The organism is Photobacterium sp. (genome assembly GCF_057456235.1).
Genome location: NZ_JBVCPH010000006.1, coordinates 130,684 through 146,996, shown reverse-complemented (window position 1 = coordinate 146,996; position 16,313 = coordinate 130,684). Strand labels below are relative to the sequence as shown.

Genomic DNA, 16,313 nt, shown 5'->3' with positions numbered 1-16,313 from the left:
CTGTCCTTAACTGGAGGCGTTACTTGCCTGACTGATAAACAATAAATTTGTCATTTTGCGCAATGATATCGACATTACCAAACAATCGCTTGAGTTTTTCATCGTATCCCAGCTGACGGTTGCCAATTACTATTAACTGACCTTTAGGTCTCAGAACTTGCTTTGCGTCACAGAACATTTGCCAGGCAATATGATCGGTAATGGTCGTTTGCTGGTGAAACGGGGGGTTACATAGGATCAGATCGGCACTGTTAGATTGAATTGTTTCTAAGCAGTTGGTTACAACTGTTTTAATTTGATCGGGCACTTTTAAATTGAGTTTGGCGTTGGCTTCACAAGAGGCTGCCGCCATGAAGCTTTCGTCGACGCAAGTGATGTTGGCATGTGGATTAAGTTGCGCGGCTTTAATGCCGATCACGCCATTACCACAGCCTAAATCGATAATATCGGTGTATTTTGATTTCTGAGGAATATGCTTAAGCAGTAAGCGCGCGCCAATATCTAAGCTTTCGCCAGAAAATACATTAGCGTGGTTGGTTAGTGTTATACCGTGCTCTGGTACATCCCACGTCTTCGGTGCCTGCATGGGTTGCGCAAGTGCAGGATTTGGTTTGATAAAGACCAGGCGTGCTTTCTTTACGGCTAAAGAGGTTCTGGTTTCGCCTAAATATTTTTCACATAACTTCAGCGTTGATGTGTGAATTTCTTTAACCTTAGCAGCACCAATCACGATGCAATCTTGTGGAAGGTGGTTACACAGTTGCTGTAACTGCCAGGAAAGCAGACGATGGCTTTTGGGAAGTTTAATCAAAACCAATTGTGGGTTTTCCGGCAATTCAGCCAGGCAATCGATAATATTGATCGGTGGAAGCTGGTTAGCTTGTAAGTTTGCAATACAACCTTGTTTTGCAATGAAAGAGTCAGTAACGCTAGTCACGTTCCCTTGATTAGAAAACCAGCAACCTAGGGCGCCAAAACTGTCATTGAAGATCAGAATAGGGCGTTGTGGATCCAATTCCATGTTGTGAGTATGGCTAATAAGGTACTCATCTGCAGCATCCCATGCTTGCAGTGTTTCAATTTTTCGCACCGGAAAACGTGTCAGGTTTAACGTACGCTCGTGCAGAGTTAGCGCTGGTTTCATTACAGATAACTTTCAGGTATGTTTGCTAATTAGTAATGTATTTTCGCAGAACCACCGTGTACTGCAAACCCAATATCGGAATTTACACCTTTTATCTGCTGCTATTTGAATAAGAGGTGACTTAAATAATTAACTTAAGTCTTCCGGTGAACCTATTTAGCCGCCCCGTGAGTAAGAGTTATGATTAAGGAACGCATCAAAGAAAAGTTACAGGAAGCATTATCGCCTACCCATTTGGAGGTGATCAATGAAAGCTACATGCATAACGTGCCTGAAGGCTCTGAAAGCCATTTCAAAGTCATTGTGGTTAGTGGGCAGTTTGAAGGCCTGCGTTTAATTGGCCGTCACCGTGCTGTGAATGCTGCGCTTGCCCAAGAGCTTGCGAATGACATCCATGCTCTGGCGATACATACTTATACGCAAAATGAATGGCAAAATTTATTGGATGGTGCGCCCGTCTCACCGTCCTGCCGAGGTGGTTCAAAAATCGATTGAGCCCCCTCTGTGGCTTTTTGTTATAAAAACCGCACTTATTGCGGTTTTTTTCGGCGTAATATTTGAATTATAAAGCAACATTGATGTTTTGGTTGTCGTATGATGACTCAGCCCCCATCAGGAAACAGGGGAGCAAGTATGAATCAGAATGGCTGGCTATACTTGTGAAAAGCTTGACGTGTTGAAATCGACTCAATGATTATCCCGAACCATATGACAGGATGTCAGACAGTAAAGGAGAGCCAAATGATAGAAGCTGGTGTTCGAGCGGTTGTTTTACTTTTGGCATCTCTGCTGATGGTTGCCTGTGGCGGGCAGGGTGAAGAAAACAATGCAGAGCAAGCAGCGGTGATTGAATGGAAGCTGGTTACCTCATGGCCGAAAGGGTTTCCTGGACTAGGGGTGGCGCCTGAACGCTTTGCGGAAAAAATTAAACTGTTGAGTCAGGGGCGGTTAACGATTGAAGTGTATGGCGCAGGTGAGCTGGTACCAAGCTTTGATGTGTTTAATGCCGTTTCAAAAGGAACCGCGCAAATGGGGCATTCGGCGGCCTTTTATTGGCAAAAAAAAATCCCGGCCGCACCGCTTTTTACTTCTATTCCTTTTGGTATGACAGCCCAAGAAATGAATGCCTGGCTGCATTACGGCGGCGGGCTTGAATTGTGGCAAGAATTGTATTCACCTTATGGGATTATACCTATGGCCGGGGGGAATACTGGCGCGCAAATGGGGGGATGGTTTAATAAAGAAATTAAAACTCTTGCCGATCTGAAAGGGTTAAAAATGCGATTGCCTGGCATTGGCGCAGAGGTGCTGAAGCGTGCGGGCGGGATCCCTGTAAGCTTGCCTGGCGGCGAGCTATTTACGGCATTAGAAACCGGTGCGATTGACGCGACAGAGTGGGTGGGGCCTTATAATGATCTGGCGTTTGGTTTACATAATGCTGCCAGATACTACTATTACCCGGGGTGGCAAGAGCCGAGTACGACACTGGAATTCCTGATTAATAAGAATGCGTTTCAAGCGCTACCTGATGATTTAAAAAAGATTGTCGAAGTCACTGCCCGCGCGATAAATCAAGATATGCTTGATGAGTACACGATGAAAAATGTCCAGGCTCTGGACATTTTAGTTAATGAGCATGATGTGGTACTCAAAGCTTTTCCTGAGGACGTATTAGCTGAGTTCAAGAAGCTGACAATGGATTTGATGCAAGAGATGAGTCAGGCCGAACCGTCAGTACAAAAAGTGTATGAGTCTTACCGTCGTTTTTTAATCAATGTCCGATGGTATGGGCGAGTTTCCGATAATGCCGATGTAAATATCGATTAACATCGAGACAAATCTGAAACAAATAGAATAGAGGGGTTGTTGCCCCATTGTTCTGGGTGTTTTAGTTGCGTTTGCTTTTTGTTAACAATGTTTTCCCGGTGAAGATATTTTGATAATTTATGATATTTTCACATTTGTGGGTCAGGTCAAAATTATAAACTTACGATCTATTGCCTTTAAGATGTTCGCTTGTTTTCACCCCGATTAGCATGGTTTGGCATAGTAAAAACGAGTGCATTAATGCTAGAATACTGGCCTTAAAATTACTCGTTATCAATATAGTAACGAGCTAGTTAATAGGGTGTTGCGGTTTCGGTAGCGTAAAGTAGGCTGGCTTCGGATGATGAAAAGTCGAGTCTTGATTGCGCAATAGAAAATTCTTTTTCCCTTTAATGTAGTGCAAGTGCGTATGATTACAATAAAAAAAGGGCTGGATATCCCAATTTCAGGGACTCCTACCCAGGCGATAAATGATGGTAATTCCATCACACGAGTCGCCTTGCTTGGCGAAGAATATGTTGGTATGCGTCCTACAATGCATATCCGTGTTGGGGAAGTGGTAAAAAAAGGTCAGGTTCTTTTTGAAGATAAGAAGAATCCTGGCGTTAAGTTTACTGCTCCAGCCAGTGGCAAGGTAGTGGAAATCAACCGTGGTGCTAAGCGTGTTCTGCAATCAGTTGTGATAGATGCAGAAGGTAATGAGCAAATCACGTTCAAACGCTATGAGGCAGATCAATTATCACAACTAGATCGTCCTGCGATTGTTGAGCAATTGGTTGAATCTGGTATGTGGACTGCGCTTCGCACACGTCCATTTAGCAAGGTTGCCCCAATCGATTCTGAAACAAAGGCAATCTTTGTAACAGCTATCGATAGCAACCCGCTGGCAGCCAATCCAGAAGTTATCATTAATGAACAAAGCGACGCTTTTGTTGCCGGTTTGACGCTACTATCGCGTCTGACTAGCGGGAAAGTTTTGGTTTGTAAATCTGGAGCGAGCCTACCTCGTAGTTCTGAAGCAAATGTTGAAGAGCATGTATTTAACGGTCCACACCCTGCTGGTATCGTTGGTACTCACATTCACATGTTGTTCGGTGCAAACGCGGCAAACGTTGCATGGCACATCAACTATCAAGATGTCATTGCATTCGGTCAGCTTTTCCTAACCGGTGAGCTATATACCGATCGTGTTGTAGCGCTTGCCGGCCCTGTTGTGAATAAACCTCGTTTGGTTCGCACTCAGATCGGTGCTTCAATTGAGCAGTTGACCGATTCAGAAATGATGCCTGGTGATATTCGGGTGTTGTCTGGTTCTGTTCTCAATGGTGTTCATGCGACCGGTCCACACGCTTACCTTGGTCGTTACCACCTGCAAGTGTCGGCACTGCGTGAAGGCTATGAAAAAGAATTCTTAGGCTGGATCGTACCGGGTAAAAACAAGTTCTCAGTGACTCGTTCTTTCCTTAGTCATCTCTTCTCTGGTCAGTTGTTCAATATGACAACAACGACGAACGGAAGTGAGCGTTCCATGGTGCCAATTGGTAACTATGAAAAAGTGATGCCACTGGATATTGAGCCAACACTGCTTCTTCGTGATCTGTGTGCGGGTGATAGTGACAGTGCGCAGTTGCTGGGTGCGTTAGAGCTTGATGAAGAAGATCTGGCTCTATGTACGTTTGTATGCCCAGGTAAGTATGAGTTTGGTCCACTGCTACGTGAGTGCCTGGACAAAATTGAGAAGGAAGGGTAATTCATGGGTCTCAAGAATTTACTCGAGCAGGTTGAACATCACTTTGAGCCAGGTGGTAAGCACGAGAGATGGTTTGCGCTGTATGAAGCGTTTGCAACTCTTATGTATACACCCGGAACAGTGACACGCACTGGTTCACACGTTCGTGATGGCATTGATTTAAAACGCCTAATGATCATGGTGTGGTTTGCAGTATTCCCGGCAATGTTCTGGGGTATGTACAACACGGGTCACCAGGCCGTTTCTGCTCTTAACCACATGTATGTGGGTGATCAGTTAGCTGCTATTATCGGTGGCGACTGGCATTACTGGCTGACAGAAATGTTAGGTGGCACTTTATCGGCCGATTCTGGCTGGGGTAGCAAAATGCTACTGGGTGCGACTTACTTCCTGCCTATCTACGCAGTTGTATTTGCCGTGGGCGGTTTCTGGGAAGTCCTTTTCTGTATGGTGCGTAAGCATGAAGTTAACGAAGGTTTCTTTGTTACTTCTATTCTTTTCGCGCTTATCGTTCCGGCAACACTACCACTTTGGCAAGCAGCTCTGGGTATTACCTTTGGTGTTGTTGTTGCGAAAGAAATATTCGGTGGTACCGGTCGTAACTTCCTTAACCCTGCACTGGCAGGCCGTGCATTCCTGTTCTTCGCATACCCAGCTCAAATCTCTGGTGATGCAGTATGGACAGCGGCAGACGGCTTTACCGGTGCGACGGCGCTAAGCCAATGGGCACAAGGCGGTGATGCGAACCTAATCAATGTAGTGACTGGCGAAGCAATCAGCTGGATGGATGCCTTTATTGGTCGTATTCCTGGTTCTATCGGTGAAGTTTCTACGCTGTTCATCCTCCTTGGTGGCGCAATGATCGTGTACATGGGCATTGCTTCATGGCGCATCATCGCGGGTACCATGCTTGGTATGATCGTGACGGCAACCCTGTTTAACATTATGGGTTCTGATACCAATGCAATGTTCAGCATGCCTTGGCACTGGCACCTGGTTCTGGGTGGTTTTGCGTTCGGTATGATGTTCATGGCGACCGATCCGGTGTCTGCTGCATTTACTAACAAAGGTAAATGGTGGTACGGCGCACTTATTGGTGCAATGGCAGTAATGGTTCGTGTGGTTAACCCTGCGTACCCTGAAGGTATGATGCTGGCGATTCTATTCGCTAACCTATTCGCACCTCTATTTGACAACCTAGTGGTTCAGGGCAACATCAAGCGGAGACTAGCACGTCATGTCAAGTAATAACGATAGCATTAAGAAAACGCTGATTGTTGTTATCGCATTGAGCTTAGTGTGCTCTATCGTGGTATCAACGGCTGCGGTTGTTCTGCGTCCATTACAGCAGGCCAATGCGGTTCTTGACGTTCAGCGCAATATCCTTTCAGTTTCAGGTCTGTTGCAAGACGGCACTAACGTAACGGAAGCTTATGAGCAGTTCATCGAGCCTAAGCTGGTTGATCTCAACACGGGTGAGTTCGTTGCACAGACCGAAGCCGGTCAAACTGCCGCTCAATACAAACAGCGTTCTGCAGCGAAAGATCCAAGCCAGTCTATTAAGCTAAAGGCTGATAAAGATCTTGGTAAAATCATTCGCCGTGCAAATATCGCGACTGTTTACCTGGTGAAAGATGCGAATGACAATGTTGAGAAGCTAATCTTACCGATTCACGGTAATGGTCTGTGGTCAATGATGTATGCATTCGTTGCGGTTGAAACTGACGGTAACACGGTTGCAGGTATCACTTACTACGATCAGGGTGAAACGCCTGGACTTGGTGGTGAGGTTGAGAACCCGAACTGGCGTGCTCAGTTTGTTGGTAAGAAGTTGTTTGACGACAATAACAAACCAGCAATTCGTATTGTTAAAGGTGGTGCTCCTGCTGGCGATCTACACGGTGTCGATGGTCTGTCTGGTGCAACCTTAACGGGTAATGGTGTACAACACACCTTCGACTTCTGGTTAGGTGAGATGGGCTTCGGTCCTTTCCTGGCTAAGGTTCGTGAGGGGGGCCTGAATAATGGCTGATACTAAAGAAATGAAAAAGATCCTGTTTGCGCCGTTTATCGATAACAACCCGATTGCGCTTCAGGTTCTTGGTGTATGTTCTGCTTTGGCAGTAACCACAAAATTAGAAACGGCGTTTGTAATGACGCTGGCAGTAATGTTTGTTACTGCATTTTCTAACCTTTTTGTATCACTAATCCGTAATCATATTCCTAACAGTGTGCGTATCATCGTGCAGATGGCAATCATTGCATCATTGGTAATCGTGGTAGACCAGGTACTGAAAGCCTATGTTTATGATATTTCTAAGCAGCTTTCTGTATTCGTTGGTCTGATCATTACTAACTGTATCGTAATGGGACGTGCAGAAGCGTATGCAATGAAATCGTCTCCACTGCCGTCGTTTATCGATGGTATTGGTAACGGTCTTGGTTACGGTTTCGTACTGATTACTGTTGGCTTCTTCCGTGAGCTACTGGGTTCAGGCAAGCTATTCGGTGTTGAGGTTCTGCCTCTGGTTTCAGACGGCGGCTGGTATCAGCCAAATGGTCTGATGCTATTAGCACCATCTGCTTTCTTCCTGATTGGTTTCATGATCTGGGCTATCCGGATTATCCGTCCAGAACAAGTCGAAGCGAAGGAGTAAGGGGAACATGGAACATTATCTAAGCCTTTTAGTTCGTTCGATTTTTATCGAGAACATGGCACTTTCGTTCTTCTTGGGTATGTGTACATTCCTTGCCGTATCTAAGAAAGTAAAAACCTCTTTCGGTCTGGGCGTTGCAGTAATCGTTGTATTGACGATTGCGGTACCGGTAAACAACCTTGTTTATAACCTGCTGTTGAAAGATGGTGCTATCGTTCAAGGCGTTGACCTGAGCTTCCTGAACTTTATCACGTTCATCGGTGTTATCGCGGCACTGGTACAGATCCTGGAAATGGTTCTGGACCGATTCTTCCCGCCGCTGTATAACGCGTTAGGTATTTTCCTTCCGTTGATCACCGTAAACTGTGCCATCTTCGGTGGTGTATCTTTCATGGTACAGCGTGATTACAACTTTGCTGAATCTGTTGTCTATGGCTTCGGTTCCGGTGTGGGTTGGATGCTGGCAATCGTGGCACTTGCGGGTATCCGCGAGAAGATGAAGTACTCTGATGTACCGCCGGGTCTGCGTGGCCTGGGTATTACGTTCATCACTGTTGGTCTAATGGCGTTGGGCTTCATGTCCTTCTCCGGTGTACAGCTGTAATCAGGATAATAAGGAATAGTCAATGGATGTTATTCTTCTTGGCGTAGTTATGTTCACCTTGATTATCCTGGCTTTGGTTTTAGTGATCCTGTTCGCTAAATCTAAGCTGGTACCATCAGGCGACATTACTATCTCAGTAAACAACGATCCGGAAAAAGCGATTACAACCGCTGCCGGTGGCAAATTGCTCAATGCCCTTTCTGCTCATGGTATCTTCGTATCATCGGCTTGTGGTGGCGGTGGTTCTTGTGGTCAGTGCCGTGTAAAAGTGAAGTCTGGCGGTGGTGATATTCTGCCGACTGAACTTGACCACGTGACTAAAGGTGAAGCGCGCGAAGGCGAACGTCTGGCTTGTCAGGTCAGCGTTAAATCTGACATGCAGATCGAGCTGCCAGAAGAAATCTTCGGCGTGAAGAAGTGGGAATGTGAAGTTCTTTCGAATGATAACGAAGCAACCTTCATTAAAGAGTTGGTGCTAAAAATTCCTGAAGGCGAGGAAGTTCCTTTCCGTGCAGGTGGTTACATTCAGATTGAAGCTGAGCCTCACCACATTAAATACGCTGATTTTGATGTACCGGAAGAGTACCGCGAAGACTGGGATAAGTTTAACTTGTTCCGTTACGAGTCAATCGTGAAAGAGCATTCTATCCGGGCTTACTCTATGGCTTCATACCCAGAAGAGAAAGGCCTGATCAAACTGAATGTTCGTATTGCGACACCGCCGCCAAATAACCCTGACGTACCGCCTGGCGTGATGTCATCGTATATCTGGTCACTTAAGCCGGGTGATAAGTGTACTATTTCTGGTCCGTTTGGTGAGTTCTTCGCTAAAGATACAGACAACGAAATGGTCTTTATCGGTGGTGGTGCCGGTATGGCGCCAATGCGCTCGCATATCTTCGATCAGCTTCATCGTCTGCAGTCTACCCGTAAGATGACTTACTGGTATGGTGCGCGTTCTAAGCGTGAAATGTTCTATGTAGAAGATTTCGATAAGCTAGCGGCTGAGCACGAGAACTTCGAATGGCATGTAGCATTGTCTGATCCATCTCCAGAAGATAACTGGGATGGTTATACAGGCTTCATCCATAACGTGATTTATGAGAACTACTTAAAAGATCACGAAGCGCCAGAAGATTGTGAATACTACATGTGTGGTCCACCAATGATGAATGCTGCTGTTATCGGTATGCTGAAAGATCTTGGTGTTGAAGACGAAAACATCCTGTTGGATGACTTCGGTGGCTAATTAGCCTTTCACACATAATTAAAATGGCTGATCCGATAGGGTCAGCCATTTTTCGTACCAGCATTATAATAATACTCTTTCTATTGTGGTTATTGACAGACAGCTGTTAGCGACCCAGTAATAGAGGGTCCCTCTACTTTTTGAGGAGTGGTTGAATGAAGACGTTCCTTACCCGAGCAGTAATGCTGCTTGTTATGACCATAACCCTGGCTGGCTGTGGTGATCAACGAGAGTTGATCCATTTAAGCGGTGCGACAATGGGCACCTACTATTCTGTTAAGTTGATTAAGCAGGAAGGCTTACCGAGTGCGACGGATATTCAGGCCGAGATTGATCGTCGTTTAGAGCGAGTTAACGATCAGATGTCGACCTATCGTAAGCATTCCGAGCTCAGTCAATTTAACCTGCAGACTACGAATGAGCCATTCGCTGTCTCTGCAGATACCGCAAAAGTGGTGAAAGAAGCGATTCGTTTATCTAAGCTTACTGACGGGGCCTTAGATGTCACTGTTGGCCCGGTGGTGAATCTGTGGAGCTTTGGTCCGGAAGCGCGTCCCGAAGTGATCCCGACAGATGAAGAATTAGCGGCCCGCCGTAAAATTGTCGGCATTGATCACCTGTCGGTTGATGGAAATACACTGACGAAGGATATCCCAGAGCTCTATGTAGACTTATCGTCTATTGCGAAAGGTTTTGGTGTTGATGTTGTTGCTGACTATTTTGATGAGCTGAATGTTGTTGATTACCTGGTTGAAATTGGTGGTGAATTACGCTTGAAAGGCGTGAACCTCGAAGGTGTGCCGTGGCGTATTGCGGTAGAGAAACCAACTGATGACGGTAGCCGCGCAGTGCAGGAAATTATTGAACCAGGTGATATGGCTGTGGCAACATCGGGTGATTACCGTAATTACTTCGAAGAAGACGGTGTTCGCTATTCGCACCTGATTGATCCCAAAACGTGTAAACCGATTGCCAATCACGTCGTATCGGTGACTGTATTGCACCCATCCAGCATGACGGCAGATGCGTTAGCGACAGCTTTCTCTGTAATGGGAGAAGAAAAAGCACTGGCGTTAGCGGAAACAGAAAATTTACCTGTTCTGTTAGTGGTAAAAACGGAACAAGGTTACAAGGAATATGCATCAGAAGCATTTGCTCCTTATCTACAAAAGAAATAGAGAGTTATCATGACAGTATATCTAACAACCTTTGCGGTCTTTCTGCTGGTTATCATCGCGATGGCAGTCGGTTATATCTTTCAGCGTAAATCAGTAAGCGGAAGTTGTGGTGGTTTGGACGGCATCGGTATTGCGAAGGAATGTAATTGTCCCGAACCTTGTGATGCACGTAAAAAGCGTGAAGCACGGGCTGCAAAGCAAGCAGAGTGGAAGAAAAATCAGATCGTTTAGTCGATGATCGTTTAATGAATTGCTATTTAGTCTGCTAACAGTGCCGAAATAGATAGCATCGATTGATCAAATAGCCTGAGTATGCTCAGGCTTTTTTATGTCTTTAATTTATCTTCTTGGCTAAAAGCATGTTAACTCTCGCATAACTGAGCTGATAAGTCATGGATTGGGTATCAGCATTACTTCTGGTTCTCGCATGTTGAGGGCGTTTGGGTATATAATAATTACTGTATATAAAGACAGTTGTCAGAGCCTGTTTGTTGAGAGGAATTGTGCCGGATACCTATCCAGAGCAACGGAAAATAGTCCACGTTGATATGGACTGTTTTTTCGCCGCGGTCGAAATGCGTGACAACCCGGATCTGCAAAATATTCCTATCGCAATAGGCGGTCGCTCCGAGCAACGAGGGGTTATTAGTACCTGTAACTACCTCGCCCGTAAATATGGGATACGCTCTGCGATGCCGACCGCTCAGGCAATGAAATTGTGTCCGCATTTAACCTTGGTGCCGGGTCGTATGGGGGTTTATAAAGAAGTATCACAGCAGATCCGTGCCATTTTTCAGCGCTATACCGATAAAATTGAACCACTGTCGCTCGACGAAGCCTACCTTGATGTCACTGCGTGTGAGTTATTTCATGGCTCGGCGACTCTGATTGCACAAGACATCCGGCGAGCGATAGAAGAGGAGCTTCATCTTACGGCCTCTGCCGGTATAGCCCCGGTTAAATTTATCGCCAAAATTGCTTCGGATCTCAATAAGCCAAACGGACAATATGTAGTGACGCCTGATGAAGTGGGGCCATTTGTTGCTAACCTGAAGTTAGAAAAAATACCAGGCGTTGGCAAAGTAACGATTCAGAAGCTGCATGAGCAAGGTTTGTATACCGGGCAGGATGTACAGGCATATGACCGTCATTTATTGTTGCAGCAGTTTGGCAAATTCGGTCAGTCGCTATGGTCGCGGTCGCATGGGATAGATGATCGTGAAGTGGTGGTTGAGCGGCAGCGTAAATCGGTCGGCGTAGAGCGTACATTTTCTCGTAATATCAGCGATTACGAACAATGCTGGCAAGTCGTGGAAGCGTTATACCCGGAACTCGAAAATCGCCTGAAGCGAGTACGTCCGATGATGAATATTGCCAAGCAAAGTATAAAAGTGAAGTTCGCCGACTTTCAGCAAACAACGGTTGAGCATAGTCTGCCATCATTAGATAAATCTCAGTTTGTTGGTTTATTAAAAGAAGCGCTTACTCGGCAAAAAGGTCGTGAGATCAGATTGATAGGTATTGGCGTCGGCTTAGATTATGGTATCAAAGCGCAACAGCTATCGTTTGAAGGGTTTTAAGAGCGGGAAGAGCGGACCTATGGCCCTGAGGCTCTATGGAGAAACCGTGTTGAGTTCCTAGGTTCAAGTGGCGAGGAAAAGCGAAGAGCTTGATGTTCAAGCAGGATTAGGAAAACTTGCCTGGAGGACCACAGGACCACCAGGAACCAGATACAAAAAAGGCGAGTCCCTATGAACCCGCCTCTCGTCACTCGTATCTTTTTACTCGAAACTCAGTCGCGCGTTACTTCTTAACCGGAATATTCTTCAGAATCGCAACCATTTGTTCCCAGAACAGACCAACCGTCTCGATGTTCACCTTCTCGTCTGGCGAGTGTGGGAACTTGATGGTCGGGCCGAAAGAAATCATATCCATTTGCGGATAAGGTTCTTTGAACAGGCCACATTCCAGCCCGGCGTGAATAACCATGATATTCGGTGTTCTGCCGTAAATATCGTTATAGGTTTCGCGGAACAGCTTCATCACTTCTGAGTCAGCATCGGGTTTCCAGCCTGGGTAAGCGCCAGAGAACTCACACTGCGCACCGGCAAGTTCGGTGATAGCTTTTAGCATGCCTTCAACATTGCTGCGACCAGAGTCCATCAGTGAGCGGATCAGACACAGAATCGTGATCTTATCAGCTTCCGTGGTGATCACACCCACGTTCAGAGACGTTTCAACCACCCCTTCAATGTCATCACTCATACGGATAACACCGTTAGGGCAAGCATTAAGAACGGCTAGCAGGCGTTTCTGATCGGCAGTCACAATAATGTTATCAGGTTGCTCGGCTGTTTCTGTAAATAAAGTAATGCCGGTTTCGATACGGCTCAGCTCAGCAACAAGGATCTCCTGGTAGTGGGCAAACAGTGTATTCAGCTTATCCACATTCTCTGCGGGCAGGGCAACGATAGTATTTGCTTCACGAGGAATCGCGTTACGCAGGCTGCCACCGCTTAGCTCAGCAATACGCAGGCCTAATTCTTCAGCGTGTGAGAAAAGGAAACGGCCAAGCAGTTTGTTCGCATTAGCGCGGCCAGTGTGGATGTCACAGCCAGAATGGCCACCTTTAAGGCCTTTAATAACCAGCTTCACCGCTTGGTAGTCAGCAGGCATCGCTTCACGTCGGGTATCAAGCGTGATAGCGCCATCAACACCGCCGGCACAACCCATGTACACTTCACCTTCTTGCTCAGAGTCAGTGTTCAGCAGGATATCGCCGTCTAACCAGCCTTCTTTCAGGCCGAATGCGCCAGTCATGCCCGCTTCTTCATCAATGGTCAGCAAGACTTCCAGCGGTCCGTGTTCAATGTCTTTTGCCGCAAGTACTGCAAGACAGGTTGCCATGCCCATACCGTTATCGGCACCAAGAGTGGTGCCTTTGGCGGTTACCCACTCACCATCAATGAACGGCTGAATTGGATCTATTTCGAAGTCGTGATCGGTATCTTCGTTTTTCTGTGGCACCATATCGATGTGTGCTTGCAGAACAACGCCTTTGCGGTCTTCCATTCCCGGTGTTGCTGGCTTTTTAATAAAGACATTGCCAACATCATCGCGTCGTACCGCCAAACCTTCACTTTCAGCGAATTTGATGATGTGCTGAGCAAGTTGTTCTTCATGCTTTGACGGGTGAGGAATGGCACAGATTTGATCGAAGAATTGCCACACGGGTTGTGGTGACAGTTGACTGATTTCAGACACAGCAGTCTCCCTTATACAATCTTGGGCTAGGGCGATTAATCAGGATTATCAATGCCTGATTGGCCAAAATGATAGCAGAAATATCTATCGGAACTGGCTCAGCATACCACTGTGAAAACGGGGGTGACAGTTAAATATTAAAATGTGAAAGATGAGAATTAAGACTGCCCGCTTTCAGGCCGACACTGGCAGGTTGCTTTGATCTGCTTAACTCGCTGCACACATAATAGCTAGCCCCGCCAGTCGAGCCAGATTATGTTTATGCGGTGTAAAGGCAAATGGTTTGGAACGTCAAATTGTAATTTTTACAAGCAATACGCCACACTACAATTAATGTAATAAAATTACAAATTAGTGAGATCTGCATCACTTAAAGTTGAAAAGTGTGACGGAGTTAAAATAAATGGTTGTAATCTAATTACGCATTGAGTATAGTTTACACACTCCTCAGGTGAGGAAGAGAAAATACACTGAACTGCTCAGGACGAGCCCGATATATCGCCTCCATGGAACCGAGATTAAGTGAGACCAAAGATGGTCTTTATAATGACTTATGATTAAGGTGATAAAAATGAAAGCATTTGATTCTATTGCAAACTACTGGAATAACCGCTCTGTTTATACAGGTAACTTCACTTACCCGAGCTCTTTCGGCTATTAATTTTTGTGAAGTAGTGTTTGCTGACACTGCTTTGCCGAACAGTATTGTTCACCCCCCAAAATTTAGAATATTGAAATAATCGGATCTGGTTATTTGCCACATTCTGCCGCCACCTCTACCTGAGGTGGCGTTTTTTTATCTGTACTCATATCCCCAAACCATCTCAAGATACGAAATTCAGAACTTCCTCCGGGAATTAAGCTCGAGCGAAGTGTGTGCTGGAATGACAACCCCTTTGAAACGAAATGTGTATAGGAGTGACGATCTCTTTATCTGCAGATTTAGAGAAATACATTGGATTCTCTATGTATTCGATTACATATGCCTGTAACGACTGAATTTAACAATCATGTCACTCATATTAACGTTTGCTTCAAGGTTGAGATTGTATGGTGGTGAAAAAGTGAACACCACAAATTAACTGTAACTATTTGATTTTAATTGCTTATATTTATTGCTGTCGGGTTTGTGGTTGGGTTTTTGTTCGTTTCCCTCATTGTTTTATTGATGATTGAGTTATTTTCTGGAAATTGCTTGCTGAGCAGCATATAATCGCACCCCAAAAATAGAGCGACGCAAACGTTCTCTATTTTAAATCCTTATTTTTGAACTGCGCGTATTATCTCCAAGGAATCGAGAGCAATGCTTGAGAAACTATTCAAACTGAAAGAGCATGGAACGGATGTTCAGACCGAAATGTTAGCCGGTCTGACGACCTTCCTGACAATGGCTTATATCATTTTTGTTAATCCAACTATGCTGGCAAGCACGGGGATGGATCAGGGGGCGGTGTTTGTTGCAACCTGTCTGGCTGCGATGGTCGGCTGTTTCATTATGGGCTTTGTCGCAAATTACCCAGTTGCCCAGGCTCCGGGGATGGGGCTGAATGCGTTCTTTACTTATGGCGTAGTGTTCGGGATGGGACATACATGGCAAGTGGCTTTGGCCGCGGTGTTCTTGTCTGGTCTTTGTTTCATTCTTTTAAGCCTCCTGAAAGTACGAGAGTGGATCATCAATGCGATTCCAATGGCTTTACGTACCGGTATCTCAGCAGGTATTGGTTTGTTCTTAGCTTTCATTGCGTTGCAAAGCTCGGGCATTGTCGTTGGTCACCCTGCAACGTTGGTGCATATTGGAGATCTGACAAGTTTTCCTGCTATGATGGCGGCATTGGGCTTTTTCCTGACGATTGGGTTAGTTCATCGCGGTTATAAAGCCGCGGTACTGATTGCGATACTTGCCGTGACTGTGCTTGGTATCCTGTTTGGCGATATCACTTACGGTGGTGTTATGTCTATGCCACCAAGCCTGGCACCCACATTCATGCAGATGGATTTCAGCGGTGCACTTGAGGTTGGGCTGATTTCAGTGGTGTTTGCTTTCTTATTTGTTGATCTGTTTGATACTGCCGGAACACTGGTGGGCGTGGCAACAAAAGCCGATCTGATCGATAAAGATGGTAAGCTACCGCGCTTGAACCGTGCACTGCTTGCAGATAGTACGGCGACGTCTGTGGGGGCGATACTCGGTACCTCAAACACGACATCATTTGTTGAAAGTGTGGCAGGTGTTGCTGTTGGCGGGCGTACCGGTCTGACAGCCGTTACCGTTGGTGTATTATTCTTCTTAGCACTATTCTTTGCACCGCTGGCAGGTATGGTGCCCGCCTATGCAACGGCAGGAGCACTGTTTTACGTGGCGATTCTGATGATGTCAGGTCTGGTGAGTATAGACTGGCGTGATTTGACTGAAGCGGCCCCGGTTGTTGTTGTCTGTTTGCTAATGCCATTAACATACTCTATCGCTGAGGGTATCGGTCTTGGCTTTATCACTTATGCTGCCGTTAAGGTGATGAGTGGCAAGGGAAGAGATGTTAATATCAGCGTATGGGTTATTGCAGCCCTGTTTCTTGCTAAAATTATTTTCTTATAGCAGTTTATAAATACTATCGGCGATTGATTTCGCTAACACAGAGGTTC

15 protein-coding genes are annotated in these 16,313 nt (G+C 45.8%); 13 read left to right on the top strand and 2 right to left on the bottom strand.

Annotation, left to right across the window (positions count from 1 at the left end; all coding sequences use genetic code 11):
• Positions 1–19 precede the first annotated feature (19 nt).
• The gene (locus AC2204_RS08940) at positions 20–1,144 is read right to left on the bottom strand and encodes a methyltransferase (RefSeq protein ID WP_318925168.1); all 1,125 of its coding nucleotides are present in this window, start codon (positions 1,142–1,144) and stop codon (positions 20–22) included.
• Between the two features lie 180 nt (positions 1,145–1,324).
• On the opposite strand from AC2204_RS08940, the gene bolA reads away from it, so the two are divergent.
• The 11 genes from bolA (at position 1,325) to dinB (ending at position 11,989) form a co-directional block, all read left to right on the top strand.
• Entirely contained in the window at positions 1,325–1,639 is a 315-nt protein-coding gene (gene bolA, locus AC2204_RS08935; protein WP_318925167.1) for a transcriptional regulator BolA, read from the top strand.
• 246 nt (positions 1,640–1,885) lie between these two features.
• Positions 1,886–2,971 carry a TRAP transporter substrate-binding protein gene (locus tag AC2204_RS08930; RefSeq protein WP_318925166.1) on the top strand — a complete coding sequence of 362 codons (1,086 nt, stop codon included), beginning with the start codon at positions 1,886–1,888 and terminating at the stop codon, positions 2,969–2,971.
• Positions 2,972–3,380: 409 nt separating this feature from the next.
• Positions 3,381–4,721, top strand: a complete 1,341-nt coding sequence (locus tag AC2204_RS08925) for a Na(+)-translocating NADH-quinone reductase subunit A (protein WP_318925165.1) — start codon at positions 3,381–3,383, stop codon at positions 4,719–4,721.
• Positions 4,722–4,724: 3 nt separating this feature from the next.
• The gene (locus AC2204_RS08920; RefSeq protein WP_318925164.1) at positions 4,725–5,969 is read left to right on the top strand and encodes an NADH:ubiquinone reductase (Na(+)-transporting) subunit B; all 1,245 of its coding nucleotides are present in this window, start codon (positions 4,725–4,727) and stop codon (positions 5,967–5,969) included.
• Positions 5,959–6,753, top strand: a complete 795-nt coding sequence (locus AC2204_RS08915; protein WP_318925163.1) for a Na(+)-translocating NADH-quinone reductase subunit C — start codon at positions 5,959–5,961, stop codon at positions 6,751–6,753. Before AC2204_RS08920 ends, AC2204_RS08915 begins: the two co-directional genes overlap by 11 nt.
• On the top strand, positions 6,746–7,378 hold the full coding sequence (locus AC2204_RS08910; protein WP_318925162.1) for an NADH:ubiquinone reductase (Na(+)-transporting) subunit D: 633 nt from the start codon (positions 6,746–6,748) through the stop codon (positions 7,376–7,378). The genes AC2204_RS08915 and AC2204_RS08910 overlap by 8 nt, the downstream gene beginning before the upstream one ends.
• 7 nt (positions 7,379–7,385) lie before the next feature.
• A complete protein-coding gene (nqrE, locus tag AC2204_RS08905; RefSeq protein ID WP_107284909.1) occupies positions 7,386–7,982 on the top strand; it encodes an NADH:ubiquinone reductase (Na(+)-transporting) subunit E in 597 nt (198 codons plus the stop codon).
• A gap of 22 nt (positions 7,983–8,004) precedes the next feature.
• Positions 8,005–9,231: an NADH:ubiquinone reductase (Na(+)-transporting) subunit F gene (gene nqrF / locus AC2204_RS08900; protein WP_318925161.1), complete on the top strand. Its 1,227-nt coding sequence runs from the start codon at positions 8,005–8,007 to the stop codon at positions 9,229–9,231.
• 155 nt (positions 9,232–9,386) lie between these two features.
• The gene (locus tag AC2204_RS08895) at positions 9,387–10,409 is read left to right on the top strand and encodes an FAD:protein FMN transferase (protein WP_318925160.1); all 1,023 of its coding nucleotides are present in this window, start codon (positions 9,387–9,389) and stop codon (positions 10,407–10,409) included.
• A gap of 9 nt (positions 10,410–10,418) precedes the next feature.
• Positions 10,419–10,640, top strand: coding sequence for a (Na+)-NQR maturation NqrM (gene nqrM / locus AC2204_RS08890; protein WP_318925159.1), 222 nt, complete (start codon positions 10,419–10,421; stop codon positions 10,638–10,640).
• Positions 10,641–10,900: 260 nt separating this feature from the next.
• Positions 10,901–11,989, top strand: a complete 1,089-nt coding sequence (dinB, locus tag AC2204_RS08885; protein WP_318925253.1) for a DNA polymerase IV — start codon at positions 10,901–10,903, stop codon at positions 11,987–11,989.
• 223 nt (positions 11,990–12,212) lie between these two features.
• Here the strand turns inward: dinB and AC2204_RS08880 are convergent, their stop codons facing one another.
• Complete coding sequence (locus AC2204_RS08880) at positions 12,213–13,673, bottom strand: aminoacyl-histidine dipeptidase (RefSeq protein ID WP_318925158.1); 1,461 nt, start codon at positions 13,671–13,673, stop codon at positions 12,213–12,215.
• Positions 13,674–14,244: 571 nt separating this feature from the next.
• Between AC2204_RS08880 and vcdP the strand changes: the two genes are divergently transcribed.
• Positions 14,245–14,334, top strand: coding sequence for a small protein VcdP (vcdP, locus tag AC2204_RS08875; protein WP_486766998.1), 90 nt, complete (start codon positions 14,245–14,247; stop codon positions 14,332–14,334).
• Between the two features lie 642 nt (positions 14,335–14,976).
• Positions 14,977–16,266, top strand: a complete 1,290-nt coding sequence (locus AC2204_RS08870; RefSeq protein ID WP_318925157.1) for an NCS2 family permease — start codon at positions 14,977–14,979, stop codon at positions 16,264–16,266.
• The last annotated feature ends 47 nt before the right edge of the window (positions 16,267–16,313 follow it).

What these genes read in the sequence shown, in the direction of transcription:
- AC2204_RS08940 (WP_318925168.1), bottom strand. Translation starts at nt 1,144, where the DNA reads ATGAAACCAGCGCTAACTCTGCACGAGCGTACGTTAAACCTGACACGT.
- bolA (WP_318925167.1), top strand. Translation starts at nt 1,325, where the DNA reads ATGATTAAGGAACGCATCAAAGAAAAGTTACAGGAAGCATTATCGCCT.
- AC2204_RS08930 (WP_318925166.1), top strand. Translation starts at nt 1,886, where the DNA reads ATGATAGAAGCTGGTGTTCGAGCGGTTGTTTTACTTTTGGCATCTCTG.
- AC2204_RS08925 (WP_318925165.1), top strand. Translation starts at nt 3,381, where the DNA reads ATGATTACAATAAAAAAAGGGCTGGATATCCCAATTTCAGGGACTCCT.
- AC2204_RS08920 (WP_318925164.1), top strand. Translation starts at nt 4,725, where the DNA reads ATGGGTCTCAAGAATTTACTCGAGCAGGTTGAACATCACTTTGAGCCA.
- AC2204_RS08915 (WP_318925163.1), top strand. Translation starts at nt 5,959, where the DNA reads ATGTCAAGTAATAACGATAGCATTAAGAAAACGCTGATTGTTGTTATC.
- AC2204_RS08910 (WP_318925162.1), top strand. Translation starts at nt 6,746, where the DNA reads ATGGCTGATACTAAAGAAATGAAAAAGATCCTGTTTGCGCCGTTTATC.
- nqrE (WP_107284909.1), top strand. Translation starts at nt 7,386, where the DNA reads ATGGAACATTATCTAAGCCTTTTAGTTCGTTCGATTTTTATCGAGAAC.
- nqrF (WP_318925161.1), top strand. Translation starts at nt 8,005, where the DNA reads ATGGATGTTATTCTTCTTGGCGTAGTTATGTTCACCTTGATTATCCTG.
- AC2204_RS08895 (WP_318925160.1), top strand. Translation starts at nt 9,387, where the DNA reads ATGAAGACGTTCCTTACCCGAGCAGTAATGCTGCTTGTTATGACCATA.
- nqrM (WP_318925159.1), top strand. Translation starts at nt 10,419, where the DNA reads ATGACAGTATATCTAACAACCTTTGCGGTCTTTCTGCTGGTTATCATC.
- vcdP (WP_486766998.1), top strand. Translation starts at nt 14,245, where the DNA reads ATGAAAGCATTTGATTCTATTGCAAACTACTGGAATAACCGCTCTGTT.
- AC2204_RS08870 (WP_318925157.1), top strand. Translation starts at nt 14,977, where the DNA reads ATGCTTGAGAAACTATTCAAACTGAAAGAGCATGGAACGGATGTTCAG.